Annotated in this window: 15 protein-coding genes; 3 read left to right on the plus strand and 12 right to left on the minus strand. The window is 50.0% G+C overall.

The window, feature by feature from the left end:
- Positions 1 to 207 precede the first annotated feature (207 nt).
- Positions 208 to 1293, plus strand: a complete 1086-nt coding sequence (locus CVT49_08365; protein PKK83423.1) for a hypothetical protein — start codon at positions 208 to 210, stop codon at positions 1291 to 1293.
- Here CVT49_08365 and CVT49_08370 read toward each other — a convergent pair.
- Positions 1265 to 2782 carry a hypothetical protein gene (locus CVT49_08370; GenBank protein PKK83424.1) on the minus strand — a complete coding sequence of 506 codons (1518 nt, stop codon included), beginning with the start codon at positions 2780 to 2782 and terminating at the stop codon, positions 1265 to 1267. The two genes, CVT49_08365 and CVT49_08370, sit on opposite strands and share 29 nt — an antisense overlap.
- A 129-nt stretch (positions 2783 to 2911) precedes the next feature.
- Entirely contained in the window at positions 2912 to 3781 is an 870-nt protein-coding gene (gene lipA / locus CVT49_08375) for a lipoyl synthase (GenBank protein ID PKK83425.1), read from the minus strand.
- Between the two features lie 139 nt (positions 3782 to 3920).
- Here lipA and CVT49_08380 point away from each other — a divergent pair, with 139 nt between their 5' ends.
- Entirely contained in the window at positions 3921 to 4736 is an 816-nt protein-coding gene (locus tag CVT49_08380; GenBank protein PKK83426.1) for a hypothetical protein, read from the plus strand.
- Positions 4733 to 6025: a hypothetical protein gene (locus CVT49_08385; GenBank protein PKK83427.1), complete on the plus strand. Its 1293-nt coding sequence runs from the start codon at positions 4733 to 4735 to the stop codon at positions 6023 to 6025. The genes CVT49_08380 and CVT49_08385 overlap by 4 nt, the downstream gene beginning before the upstream one ends.
- A gap of 48 nt (positions 6026 to 6073) precedes the next feature.
- Here the strand turns inward: CVT49_08385 and CVT49_08390 are convergent, their stop codons facing one another.
- From CVT49_08390 to CVT49_08435, 10 genes are all read right to left on the minus strand, one after another.
- Positions 6074 to 6412 carry a hypothetical protein gene (locus CVT49_08390; GenBank protein PKK83428.1) on the minus strand — a complete coding sequence of 113 codons (339 nt, stop codon included), beginning with the start codon at positions 6410 to 6412 and terminating at the stop codon, positions 6074 to 6076.
- A gap of 18 nt (positions 6413 to 6430) precedes the next feature.
- Positions 6431 to 7873: a hypothetical protein gene (locus CVT49_08395; GenBank protein ID PKK83429.1), complete on the minus strand. Its 1443-nt coding sequence runs from the start codon at positions 7871 to 7873 to the stop codon at positions 6431 to 6433.
- A gap of 18 nt (positions 7874 to 7891) precedes the next feature.
- Complete coding sequence (locus tag CVT49_08400; GenBank protein PKK83430.1) at positions 7892 to 9208, minus strand: hypothetical protein; 1317 nt, start codon at positions 9206 to 9208, stop codon at positions 7892 to 7894.
- 25 nt (positions 9209 to 9233) lie between these two features.
- On the minus strand, positions 9234 to 9488 hold the full coding sequence (locus CVT49_08405; GenBank protein PKK83431.1) for a hypothetical protein: 255 nt from the start codon (positions 9486 to 9488) through the stop codon (positions 9234 to 9236).
- 4 nt (positions 9489 to 9492) lie between these two features.
- A complete protein-coding gene (locus tag CVT49_08410) occupies positions 9493 to 9879 on the minus strand; it encodes a hypothetical protein (GenBank protein ID PKK83432.1) in 387 nt (128 codons plus the stop codon).
- An 11-nt stretch (positions 9880 to 9890) separates the two neighbouring features.
- Positions 9891 to 10703: a hypothetical protein gene (locus CVT49_08415; GenBank protein PKK83433.1), complete on the minus strand. Its 813-nt coding sequence runs from the start codon at positions 10701 to 10703 to the stop codon at positions 9891 to 9893.
- The gene (locus tag CVT49_08420; GenBank protein ID PKK83434.1) at positions 10704 to 12119 is read right to left on the minus strand and encodes a hypothetical protein; all 1416 of its coding nucleotides are present in this window, start codon (positions 12117 to 12119) and stop codon (positions 10704 to 10706) included.
- 60 nt (positions 12120 to 12179) lie between these two features.
- Complete coding sequence (locus tag CVT49_08425) at positions 12180 to 13283, minus strand: hypothetical protein (protein ID PKK83435.1); 1104 nt, start codon at positions 13281 to 13283, stop codon at positions 12180 to 12182.
- Between the two features lie 12 nt (positions 13284 to 13295).
- On the minus strand, positions 13296 to 13718 hold the full coding sequence (locus CVT49_08430) for a hypothetical protein (protein PKK83436.1): 423 nt from the start codon (positions 13716 to 13718) through the stop codon (positions 13296 to 13298).
- Positions 13719 to 13796: 78 nt separating this feature from the next.
- Positions 13797 to 14210 (minus strand): hypothetical protein, encoded by a 414-nt coding sequence (locus tag CVT49_08435; GenBank protein PKK83437.1) that lies wholly within the window; start codon positions 14208 to 14210, stop codon positions 13797 to 13799.
- Position 14211 lies beyond the last annotated feature (1 nt).

The following is a 14211-nucleotide window of genomic DNA, read 5'->3' on the forward strand; positions in this document are numbered from 1 at the left end:
GGGCCGTGCATCATGGGTGATTGGACACTGTCCGGTTATTGATGAAGAAACCGCCTGGTATTATGGAAGCAAGGTCGAAAGACCTTGCTTCTTTTTTTGCCCTCAGTCGGCCGATCCAATAACCCATTGACAAAATGAACCTTTTTAATTTATTGATGTTTAATACTTGAAGAGAATGGCATATGCCGGAAGGCAAATGCATTGGAGATGAAGTTGAAGGATCCTGAACTGATATCGAAATCAATTTATTATCAACTGGCCGACTTATTCGAAATATCGGCGATCTATAATCATAACGATCGATTGATATTCCGTGCCCGGCCGTACGCCGACAGGGAAAGCGCCGTCGCCAAAATGCACAGCCGCCTTCACCCCTCCGGTTTTATCGCTGATGTCAACGAGGATGCCGCCGGCCTTCTGATCGTTGTCAGAAGAGATGAATCTCTCAGGATACCATGGATCAACATCCTCCTTTTCCTGGGGACGCTGATAACAATGTTCCTGGCACCGTTGATGTGGCGCCTGGACGTCGATGTCCTCCTCAATCCTAAAGCGATCCTTGAGTACCTTGGGCAGCCGGAAGCCTTCCGGGAAGGTATCGAATTTACAATTGCCTTGATCACGATTCTGCTCTTTCATGAATTCGGACATTATCTGGCCGGAAAGCGGCGGGGGGTTTTTATGTCCCTGCCGTATTTTCTCCCTGCACCCAATATTGCCGGAACATTCGGAGCCGTAATAAAATCCCGGTCTCCAATCACCAACCGCCGTGACCTGATTGAGGTCGGCGCCGCCGGACCGCTGGCCGGATTCATTATTGCCGTAATCGTCATATCCATCGGGTTTGCCAATGCCCAGCTTCTTGAGATAACCACCGAAGGCTGGAGCCTTGGAGAATCGATGCTGATCAAATTATTGGGGTGGCTGATAATCGGCCCGCTTCCCGACGGCTATGCCATCAAGTTATCTCCGGTAATTATTGCGGGCTGGGTGGGGCTCCTGGTCACAATGCTCAACCTGTTGCCGCTCGGACAGTTAGATGGGGGACATATTGTTTACGGACTCTTTGGAAGGACGCAACATAGACTCAGCAGGCTCTTTTTCGCCATGATGGTGGCCCTGGGATTCTGGTGGCCGGGATGGTGGTTTTTCGGAGTTCTGGTGTTCTTATTCGGTATTAAACACCCGCCGACGGTGAATGACTCGATGAAAGTACCCCGTTCGACCCGTCTTCTTGGATATATTGCGATTGTTATATTTGTGATCAGCTTTGTACCGGTGCCGTTCTCGTAATGAATGTATCCTGATTGACTTTGCCGTCGGTCCCATATACGGTCAGGCAGTCAATCAAACCTTCGGAATAGGCCTCCAAAAATGCATCCACAATATCCGGGTCAAATTGAAGACCCTTGAATTTGATCAATTCATCCAGTGCCTTCGGGGCATCAGCGCCCGGACGATAAGGCCGGTCGGACATGATGGCATCAAAGGTATCCACGACCGCCAGCAGCCGTCCTTCGACGGGAATATTTTTTCCTTCGAGCCCCTGAGGGTACCCCTTTCCATCATACCGTTCATGATGGGTAAGGACGTACGGAATGACCGGCTCAAGAAAGGGTATACCGCGCAAAATTCTGGCCCCCATCTCGGGATGTTTTTGCATCGTGGCCATTTCATCCGCTGTTAATCTGCCGGGTTTATTGAGAATGGCATCGGGGACACCGATTTTCCCGATATCGTGCAGGATGCTTCCATAGCGCAGCTCCAGCATTTTTTCATTATTCCAGCCAAGCTTGCGGGCGATGACTTTGGCCACCCGGTAAACGCGTGAGGTATGTCCGGCGGTGTAGATGTCGCGGGCTTCAACCGCATTGGCCAGGGCCTTTATTGTCAGCAGGTATGATTTGCGCAGGTTACGATCCATAAAATTACTTTCGACAGCCGAGGCCGCGGTCGATGTCAAGAGTGAAAGCATATGCTCCTGACCCGGAGTGATATAATTGAAACTATTCAGGCACACGAGGTTGAGGTAACCGATATTCAACCCTTTGGAAACAAGGGGATATACCACAAATGATCGTTTGAATGTCTTTTCCTCTTTATCGATTTCATCATTGAAAGTTTGCGGTCTGTTCAGCCCAAGAGTCAGCGCGCCGTTCAGACCGTTTCCCCTCAGGAAATCATCAATTTGGGTATCGGCATCGGTATATGACAGGCAGCGCAGCCGGTACTTGTTTGCCTTGCGGTCCAGCAGAATCAGGGAGGCCGCCGTTGCGGCCAGTGCCTGCACCGCCGAGTTTACAATCTGGTCAAGAAGCTCATCCAGTCCGACCCCATGCGTAAAGGTCTCGCTTATCTTCATCAATTCGAGCTGACTCCGCAATTCGACGTTCTCACGTTTGACGCGCTGATGTTCCAGACCGCGTTTGATTGTCGATTTCAGATCTTCCAATTTGAACGGTTTTATCAGGTAATCATATCCACCCTTCTTGAGAACCGATATGGCTGTCTTTACGGTCGGGTAGCCGGTCATCAGAATGACGACGGCATCCGGATGATTCTGAAGGGTCTTTTCAAGAATCTGAACGCCGGAATAATCTCCCATGACAAGATCGGTCAGAACCAGGTCAATACCTTTTTCAGAAATGAAGTTGATGGCTTTCTGGGGGTCGGTAAATTTGTGCACACGGAAGCTGTCAAATTCGCTGAGAGCTTCCATTATAATATTGCAAACATACTTTTCGTCATCAATTACAACGATATTTTTGGTATCTTTATTCATCCCCGACGTTCCTTAAAATTAAGGCAAATATCCCGTAGCAACATATATCTCCATATCGGAATAAATTCCGGGGCCGGACATAGTGATTCTACCAAATGTATTAAAATTGTTCTTTATGTGGGAGAAAACCTACTGTTGACGATATTGCTCGCCGGCATGGTAGGAAGAACGCACCAGCGGCCCCGAAAAAACCGATTTTATGCCTGTTTCGCGGGCCTTTGAGGCCAGGGCTTCAAATTCGGACGGATGATAGTACCTTATAACGGGGTGATGTTTTTTTGACGGAGACAGATATTGACCGATCGTAAGAAAGGCGACTCCGGCTGTATGAAGGTCGGCAAACACCTCTAGAAGTTCCGCCTCCGTTTCACCCAAGCCGACCATAAGACCCGATTTGACCGCCGCCCGAGCATCATCAGCGGCATATCTTAAAACTTCGAGCGACCTTCTATAAACGGCTCCCGGGCGGACAGTCCGGTAGAGCCGGGGAACGGTTTCGACATTATGATTGAAAATGTCCGGGCCGGCATCAAGGACAATGCCGACCTGATCGAAAATTCCCTTGAAATCAGGCGTAAGGACTTCAATGGAGATATCTCGTTTCAACTCGCGTATGGCCCTGATAACTTTCGCAAATTGACCGGCGCCCCCATCGGGGAGATCATCCCTGGTGACTGAAGTAATAACGGCATGACTGATACCCAGAATCTCCACGGTTCGGGCTACGCGCGCCGGTTCTTCGTCCTCGATCGGCGCCGCCTGCCCCGGAGTGACATTACAAAAGGAGCAGTTACGCGTGCAGTTTGGCCCCATTATCAAAAATGTGGCGGTCCCCGAAGAAAAACATTCGCCGCGATTGGGACAATTGGCCTCCTGACAGACAGTATGAAGATTATGCTCTTTCAGAAGCGATTGTACTTCGAGATATTTATGGTTACCGCAGGCCCTGACTTTGAGCCAGGGGGGCTTGCCGTTTGATTCTTTTGAATTCGTTTCCATGGCCTAAATGTTTAATTTTTATACACCCTTTCAGTTCCACTCGCAAAACCGCGGCATTACTTAATCCGCCGTCTTAAGTTAATGAAAATACGCACGATATCAAGAGTAGTATAATTTTTTCTGCAAAAAGGAGTTCTCTATGGCTCGAAAGGCTGTGTTATTCCTGTTTGCCTTCTTTATTTTGTGCTGGTCGGCGAACGGGCTTGATTTTAAGAATGGCGCGCATATAGATTTCCTGTCCGAGACAATCCCCGAAAGCTATTTTACCGCTCCCAATTTTGCCACCTCCGAATTATGCACAGTCAGACACGACGTTGATGGAGACTTGATGAAGGTAACTCACTGGCTGCTGGGGGACGAGCTCTACAAATCATTTCAGAATCCCGGACTGTCCTGTGATGGGCCATATCCCTTTACGGTCGAGGAAGTGTATATGGTGCTGTGGTTCGACAGGTTGTGTACCCTCTATGTTTCGGTTGATGTCGAAACGGCGAATCTGACCAATCCGAGTTGCCCCTTTCCGGGGAACCTGCTGTCGATTTCATCGACGTACATGATGGTCGTTCCGGGCTCGGGATTGTATCAACTGGGACTTCCGCTTGATTCTCCGGCGGTTGTCAATGAGCCGTATTTCGCCGGCTTCTATTTTGCAGATTATGTCGACACTCTATCGGGAGCATCGCCGGTAACCGATGTTGTCCCGAGACCCTGCGTATCCTATAATATCTGGGATACCGAAATAGGATTCGTGGATTTATACAATACCGGCTTTCCCTCTTTCCCGCGATTCCCCGGCCGGCTCCTGCTTTATTCGACAGGAACACCGGGTGGTCAGGGAGATGTGGAACCGGAGCCATCGGTGACAATTCTTAAGCCTTACTATAACGAAATCGTCGTGGATGATATTACATATGGGCCGCCGAAGCATCGGGAAGCGGTATCATTGATTATATGAAGTTCGAATATCGCCCCCAAGCCGGCTCATGGATTGAAATCGGCCGTGACGATGACGGCAGTTCCGCTATCCGAAATGGAATCGATCCGGCTGTGCCCGGCGACGGCTTCAGCAGATCATGGGATTATTCCGGTTTGTCGGAAGGAATATACTGGCTAAGGGCCACTGTCTATGATACGCTGGGAAGATTCGATGCCGATTCGGTCCTTGTTACAATAGATCCCACTCCGCCGATGCCGGCCCTGGTCAATCCGTTGCCGACCGACACCGTCTGCCTTCCAATGATTCTCGAAATTACTACCCCCGATGAAAATGTCAGCCTGGTCAAATTCGAGAAAAAGACGGCAAAAATGACTTATGAAATGCCGGTTGCGACGCTTAATCAAACTCCCTTCGGACCTCATTATTGCGGCCCCGTGGCCGGGGCGATTGCCGTAAAATACTGGTTCGACCAGGGCAATATCTACTGCATGCGCGAAGGCTCTAAATATCTGACCATTGATACCGTCGCCGCGCGGCTGGCCGACAACATGCTCACCGATGAAAATAATGGGACGTCCGATGATATGTTCTATTATGGTCTTCAGCAGTACATCGTAACGCACGGCAATGAGCTTCGGCTCAATGCTTACCGTGATCCCGAATATCTTGATTATAGAATTCTTTTTCAGGAAAGAGAACTGGTGCTTATTCTCGGGCTATCGGGAGATCCCGGCGTTTATCTGGTCGCGGCCGGTGTCTCCGGTCTGGTCGATAATCAGGGGCGCTATTCAATCAGGGCATCCGATCCCCTTACGGGCGGCATAGTGGATACGTACTTGCGCGATATCGCCGGCAGCGCCGAAATATATTACAATGGAAGCTGGCATCATCTTGATATAATCATTACCGTCAACGGCTACAATCATACAGTCACCCGTGAATATATAGGCGCCGACAACTCATCCGCCGGCGGCTGGACCTTCGCCTGGAATTCCATCGACCTGCTTGAGGACTCCCTGTATTTTATTACCGCGACAGTCTCGGACGTTACCGGTCGAACCGCCATGAAAACATCGATGTCCCTTTATGGATGCGGTTTTTCATATGAGCCGGGCGATTACGACAATGACGGTTTAGCCAATATTGCGGACGCCTTGTTCTTGATTGATTACATTTATAAGGACGGTGAGGCGCCGGTCGGGGGCGCGGGACGGGCCGATGCCAACTGTGACGGCAATATCGATTTGAATGATGTCATCTATGTCATAAAGTATGTCATGGCACAGGGAGCCGCCCCCTGTTATTAAAATTTATTCGGAATAAATTATAAGGGGAGCCGCCGAAGCGGCTCCTTTTTATTTACGCGAGAGTGCGGCCGAAACGGCTCGGCCGGCCACTTCGGTATCAATGCCGCATACTTCAATGACCTTGTCGACGGCCTCATCAAAATAGACGACCCATTCTTTATCGGGATACTTCCTGACCAGATCGTCCGTTATCTCATCGGCGATGCAGGAAATATAGCGGGCATAGCGCCTTCGCTTTTCCACCACCAGAAAGGGAACCAGATATTTGCGGGTCAGCCAGACGACCAACGCCATGAATACAGCCCCGATGCCACCCGCGATGCCCAATATGTTGTTCAACATAAAATCAATAAATGAAACAAGAATGAATGTGATCAGCGGAAACATAATACCTCCTTTTGTTAATTACCAAGTCATCAGCCAGCCTGGCTGATTGGGTACGGTTACTCTCTCCCGAAATATTGTCCCGTCGGTACGAGACACGGTTATCTCGTAGCGGGTGGTATCAGGATCCAGCATATTATTGGGGATCAGGTCCAGATAGAAATAACCATTTTCATTCGAAGTGGTCTTTACTTTAAATGGCGAAATCAGACCTGCCCCGGCCCTGGTCACGCCGGCGGGAAGCCAGGCGGTTATTTCGGCGCCCGCCTGAGGATTGCCGCTGATACCATATATAAAACCATACAGGCGGCACAAGGATGGCATCGACGGCTCACCGGGATCAAACCGGTATCCGTAAACCGTATCAGTGCCCGGCCCCGAAATAACAAGTGTATCGAAATTGTCGAATATATAACCGGGAGAAAAACAGACCGCCAGCAGGCTGTCGGCGTCCAGATTGAATCCGGCATAACCGTCATTGCCTGATTTTCCAAGAGCTATCAAGGCCGATTGCTCCAAATTGCGTATGGCAATATTGACTCCGGGAATCACCTGATTTATTATGCTGTCTAAAATAATAACATCATAAGAGTACAGTCCGCTGCTAATACCTATCTGGCCCCGATAAGCCAGCGAGTCCTCGAGGACTCGATTGGCCACGGTATCCGCCGCCGTCCCCCCTATTTCGACGGCGTGGACTCTCGGATAGGAATCCTCCCGAACACTCATGGAATCAATCAAAACAGTATAATAGGTGCCTTGGAATTTTGAGGCGGTCAGCGCCGCATCGTGTATTTTATTGGCATCAATAGCCGCAATACCTATTTCCGTGGCATCCAGAGTTCCGATGACATTATCCAGATCGACGGCGGCATATCCGCCGGATGAAACCGCCAGTTTTCTTCCGGCCGTAACAGGCTGCAGCACCCATTGCGACTGGCTTTCGAGACTGTCGATTATTTTCGAGAGAGAATCCAGAACATTGTTAACGCTGTCCACCACCCGGCGCGCCCAGGCAGCCGAATCAAGGCTGTATTCCAAAGGAGAATTTACTACCTGGAAAAAACCGCCGGTTGATGTTATCAGATCGGCATCGCTGTTATCATCGATCATCAAAATATATGAATAAAGCCCGTTGACCGGATTGGCCCCATCCAGCACCGAAACCCTCTCGACAAATACGTATGATTTCCCGCCATCAAAATCCTCCCAGTCACAACTTTTTATCCGGGTATCATTGTACGCCATAGAGTCGCGATAGGATATTGCTCCACCGGGATAAAAAATGGCCAGATATACGGAATCTCCCGACATCAGGTCAACCGGATTCCCTAGAGAATCGAGCGGTGCAAAAGGTATCGCCAGCGTGTCCCGATATGGCCCGTTGCTGACAAGACCGTAGCTCCATGCCGTGCAAAATGAAACAATTGATAAAGCCAGACTCAACAAAATCGCTTTTCGCATATTTTCCCCCCTCCGGTATTAGTAAAGTGATATGTCCATATATTTATCTTCACGGCCGGATACCTCGCTGCCGCCAAGTATTTTCCGCCTTCGGGCCGGCATTTGAGAACCACCGGATTCGACCGTATACTCGATATAGGTGCTGAATCCGTCATTTTTGCTGAAATATCCGGACAGACTGTCGGGTACATTCCAGCCGGTCAAGTCGAAATATTTTACATCGCCCCAACCGGTCGCATCGGCATGTACTCGAAGTTTGTTGTTAGTGGAATTATAGCCCTGGAATGAAGCAATATATGTTATTCCCGGATTCAGGTGCCCGGCCATGGGACACTCTTCCCAGTGGGCCGAAGTATCGGTTATATCAACGGTGGCAGAAGAGGCATGATATGTCGAGCTGCCAAGATCAGTACCCTTTGTATATGAATGGACCTTGATCTGCAATACTCCCTCAATATCACCGTTTACATCGCAATAAACATATCCGCCGGTAATTTCACCCTCCCCGGTTTCCGCCTGACCGACATTCCATAGCACATTATGTCGATAGTTGACAATGGTCAGCCCCCAGGCCCCGACGGAGGTCTTGCCGAATGTCGGATCGACGACGATCGGATATGCGGCATTTTCAAGAAAACTTTCCGGGATATCAATCGTCATAAGGCCGGCCAGCGTGTCAATATTCATCCAACACCGGGCCGAGTCGCCCCGGCTGTCATAAATAAGCGGCCGTTTAATATGAAAGGCCTTACCGGTGGCATAGCTCTCATAGAGAGTATCGCACCCGTTTATGTATCTCCGGTTGTGGCGCCGATTGGAGTGATATACCGCATAAGAACCTTGTGCCCAGTCCGGGCCGGTGACCGAGAAATAATCATCAAAAAAAGCCGAATCCTGATAGTAAAACGTCAGGTTTTTCGAGTCTATTTCAAATTTCAGGACATTCGATTTCGGGACAGTGTCAAACCGCATTTCCCATTCCAGACTGCCGTCATCAAGCAAATACAGGCTAATGGCCAGATCGCTGTCGGCAATGCAATCAATTTGGGGATTATTATTTATTGTTTTCATCGAAGCCACGGCGACTGATCCAAAACCTGTCGGGATCAGATCAACAATAAAGCAGCACTCTTTACCCCAGGCATTAATCCCCAGGGTCGGCTGAAAGTTTTCGGCCAGCGAATCGCCGACAACAAAAGTTAAAGAACGGTCTTTGCGATTAGTCATATGACTTCCCCGATCAACGTCATAAACAGCATACATGGAATTTCCACTGCTGCCTGCACTTGCCCCGGTGACAAGACCGACAAATAATATCAACAGCGCTTCAAGCATAGTACCCTCCCGGACTTGGTATGAATTATGACTCTTTTTTGGTTCTCTTCTGTTTTTTCTTTGCCGGCTTCGAGCCGCCGGGCAGTGTTTCCCGGCGAAGTTCATCGATCATATCCCAGAATTTTTTCTCCGCCTTTCCCGTAACCGATAGTTTGTTTTTCATGTCAATCACCTTTAAAAGATCTCCGATTTTAACGGATTCGTAATTCAATCCCTTATGTATCTTCTGTTTCAAATCCTCGAGCATCTCAAGGTCGGTAAGATTCTTCTCTTCTTCCATGAGATTATGAAGCCTTCAAAACATGTCCCGTCTCGTATATGAAGAAATCGACACTGACAGGTCCCGGTGCGGCCGGATCGCGCGCGATCCTGAAACCGGTGTTCGATTCATCACCGGCCAGATACGCCTGATAGGGAGATCTGGGCCGAATCAATACACGCGGCGATTCAATCGACGATGGCAGGGGGTTCCCGTAGTGATCAATGAGTTCCTCGAATCGGATATCCTGGGCGGCTCCTCCGATTGTCGATCGGCCGAACATTAACCGGCTTGTACTTTCAACGGTCTCCACGGCGAGATAATGCATTTCGGCATCGTCAGCCGTTCCCCAGATGACAACATCGCGCACTACCCACATTCTTCGGCCCAAAAGAAAATTTATGGATTGCATGGCGCCTCCTTTTATGAATGAACAGGTCGGCTTAATCGGCCGGCCTGAGCTCTGAAAGATTTGAGAAGACTATCGTAATCGCTTCGATAGCTTTCTGCAATGACCAGCCATGCCGATGCCGCCTGGTGACCATTTGCAGCAGTAATCAGATCTCCGGCGGCAGCCATCCGGCAGACCAGCGAGACGGCAAAATATGTCGCCGCCGCCTGAAGTGCGGCATCGGCTCCAAACTGACGATGCGGATCGACCTGCTTTTCGACTATGGCATTAGCCTCGGAAACCGCCTCATTTATCAATTCATCATCGATTCGGCTCATGGATAGTTCATAATCGACCAGAACTGTTTGACCGGCCTGAATATTGCCGCCGCCAAGCCGTCGTATCATGCCCGCCGTGTAATCAATGCTGTAGTCGCTCCCTTCGATATATATAGAGTAATGATAGTACCACACGGCAACCCGGCCATCGACCGGGATAGCGCCGCCATCAATCGATTTAATAATACCGTTTGTGGAATCAACCGAGTAATCGATGTTCTCGCGGTAAATCTTACCCAGGGAGCTGTTAGAGGCCACCGTCACCGAATTGGACGTCAGGTGTTCGTTACTCAACGTCACTGTGCCGTTTACTACCATGACATCTTCGAATACCGGTGAATAGTCTTTAATTGCCTTGACCACAATTGAGTTCTCGACAAGGTTGCGCCCCGGAAGATTGATCCATTCCTGGTCGGAAAAAACCACAGGGTGGTCCAGACGCAGCCCGGTGGCGCTCTCATCGAAACTTATATGCCTTCTGACCAGATCAGCGTTTGTGTATGACATTTAGCACTCCATTAATATAAAGGCCCCGACCTTCGCGACAGCACTTACATGAGTCCCGACAGGGCCGGTGTTAAATTCGGAGGTGACGACAGCTCTGATCCAGAAAAGGTAATTGTCATTAAGCCTATTTTTCTGCCAGTTATTCGGTACTGAGATCATGTCATCCCACAGCATATAATCCTTCTCAATATCTTCAAGGTTAAAGCTGCCCCCCTCCGGCTCGAAACTTGCCCAGTCCTGCCCATTAAAGTACTGCCAGCTTATATTGCCCCCGCTTCCGGGAACCGACAGAATTATATGCAGGAAGTGAAACCTGTTTTGCATTCCCAGGTACAACGCGTCACCGGGCATCTTAAGTAGAGTCGAGGTTCCTGAATAAAACATATCACCGGCAACACTATCCGCCGCCTGCGCCGTGAGATCCTGGTAAGAGGCAAAAGTTGAACTGTAGCAGATTGCTTCATCGAATGGTCGGGAAGATTCAATCATTTCCAGCGGCTCCGTGAAACTGCTTCCCTGACGACGGCAGCACAGAACCCTCCGTTGATTATCGATAAATTCCGACAGGTACACTACGTAGGGATTATTGTTGAAATAGCGCAGCTGCGGAAAATCGCCGCCGCTTTCATCAATAACGGCAACACCGCTCCACTTGCTTCCGTCAAATTCGCGGAAAGACAAGGTACCGCTATCGAAGGTAACACCGACCCGATTATCGGCCGAAATTGCCGTATCGAAATTATCATCAAATCCGGAGCCGGTGGCAATGTCCTCCTCATCTTCCCAAAGCTCCAGAAAAATATGTTTTCTGCGACAGGACAGACGGGTACCATCGATTGTGTAAATGAGGTATGTGTACGATCCCATTGACTGGACCTTCGACCAGGCCGATGAGACTCCGGATGCGATTTCGTATCCATAACTTGACGGCCCGTTGCCCCAGTTTTCCCCCCGGTCAATGGAGTGCTTGGCATTGATATAGTACTGTCCAGACGAGATCCTCGTCCATGACACCCAGAGCTTATCCGGCTGTTGAAGTTCAATTGACGGATTCAGATTATTGTCGGAGTCATAAATGGTGTGGACATCACTAACCGCCCATAGTCCATATATAAAAGTCAATTTGCGGCATACCAGATTATTGTTGATCGCAAGGGTGTATGCCAGGTACATATTATTCTCATCATCCATAACGGCGTCAAAAGGGTTGTCGGCACAGTCATTTAAGATGTTGATTGGCGCTACCCAGGTGGTATAAGGATAATCGGCATAGGTTAACTTGATCTCGGACGGCGAGGTCTGCATCAGAATAACGATTCTTCCGGCAAACTGACCGGATTGGACCTTGAAGACCTTCTTGCCGGGACTGAGACCGGCGCCATTTATGGCCGAACTGTTGACCAGATGATTTTGCATTGTACTCCTTTCCATCAGGCCCGGAAAGACTTTCCGGGCCTGCTCTATAATCGCAACCGGCTATTCAAAAACAGTGTCAAGAATCATCGATGCTTCCCTGATGACCTTGGCGTAGGCGACCGATTCCGATATGACCGCCTCTTCGAAACGCTGCTCGATGATTTTATCGTACTCCACCATCAACGGCTGGGTGATAACCTCCTCGACCCCGAAACGTGAGTCCAATCCGATAATGAGATCTTCCGGGACCTCGTCACACCTCATCAGCGTCGCACCCAGCGGGCTGAATAGCTCGCCCTGTCCCTGGAACCGGTAACCGGCCATCGGATCCCTGAATTCATCCAGCGTCAGAATTGTCTTTAGCTTGCTGATGTGACAGATGATTGTATTCATCTCAAACGGATCAAATTCCGCCCAGAGCGAAATAAGATCCTCGTACGTCAGCGAGCCTGAGACAGCGGCATTGACGGTCGCGGCCGGATTGGCATTCCCGTCCCCGTTAAGAATGCAATTGATCACAAACGCGATTTTATCGGTTTGGAGTTTGAAACCGATGTACCACAGCAGAATCCGGAACTGTGCCGTGGTCCGGTAGCGAAGCGACTTATAGCTTGCCTTCAAACCCAACCCGTATTCCGGGACATTGATCGAATGCGTCTGCTCAGTCACATGGATCTGCGGAATTTCGGCCCCCTCGCCGATCGGCCGAAGCGAAAACTTGTCGGTCGCCGAAGTATCCACATGAAACGGCGTGTAGCGATTATTGCTGATGGTCGTTGAGTTTGCCAGAAGCGAAGCCAGCTCCGGCCGCATCGCCTGACCCTTTTTAATCTCCCGAAGAATAAATTCCGGCATCAGGGCCGGAGCCTTTTGATAGAACTGATCGACCAGCGTGGGATTTTTTCCGCCCAGTTTGATTCCGGCCAGAGCCAGTTGCCGCTCGAAGGCATCAAGCGGTGACCCGGGCAATGAAGGATCATATTCGGCCGTTTCCAGGAGCTCGCTGAGTGTCATTCCTTTGGTCTCGGCCTCCAGATAAGTCTCCCGGTCAACCCGTATTTCCGAAGAACGGCCGAAATCTATCGGGCCGCTCGGTTCCCGCCCGGCCAGGTCCAGTTTTTCCTGATCCGTCAACTCGGTTTTGAGAAATTTATTAAAATCCACTTTTCCCCTCCTTTAGTTAAGATAAAGCGTGCAGTCGGTCGTACCATTCACCTCCAGGACCGTCCCGCGGGCAAGATTGCCACCGGCCGGATCGCCGGCTCCCAGAGCCGGAGCCTGTTTAACGGTTCCGCCAACACCTCCGACAACCCTGTTGCCGACCACCGGGTAGGTCGCCACAATCGGCAGCCGACAGATACCGCCGATTTGTACCGTGGCCAGACGTTCGCCGTTGTCACGATCCGTCAGGGTCAACGCGATTAGTTTGCCGAGCAGCCGGGCGCCGTCGGTACAGGGCCCTGTTTCATAATTGCCCGTCAGCATAACCGCTTTGCCGATATCGGCGTCCTTCAGGTCATCGATCCCGCCGGTCTGAGCAATTTTAAATGTCGCCAGGACCGGTGCAATGGCCTCAAGATTTTGTTCTCTTATTGACATGTTCACTCCTTTACATTTATTCTTTCAGTTTATAGAGACGGGTATATTCCCACTTTGCCTCCGGGCATCAGCCCTCGGTTAAATCTTATGCTCCATCCAGTTTCCTGCCGGCGCCCGTCTTGATGACATTCCCGCATACTTGAAACTGGCCGGAAAATTTTTCCTAAAACGTGAGGCCGTCCGGCGGTACAGCAATATCAGTTCTTTGGCCTGGATTCCTTCAAGGGATTCCGAAAGTTGAGAAATTATTCGCATATCATCGTCCTCCGGATGGCATACAACCAGCGCCTTGAGCATTCCCATTATCCGCATTCGGTAATCATCTTTTATCAAATGCAATTCCTCGGCGGGATTTTCGCCGCCGGCGTCGCCGTCCCATAATTGAGTCAACAGACTCGTCAGTTTATCGAAATCGATCAGCTCGATGGCGCTTTTCTCCAGGCACCTGCATGCTTCCTTGAGCATGGTCTTATCTTCCTTCGTTATTTTCACT

This window comes from candidate division Zixibacteria bacterium HGW-Zixibacteria-1 (assembly GCA_002838945.1).
Lineage (GTDB): Bacteria > Zixibacteria > MSB-5A5 > GN15 > PGXB01 > PGXB01.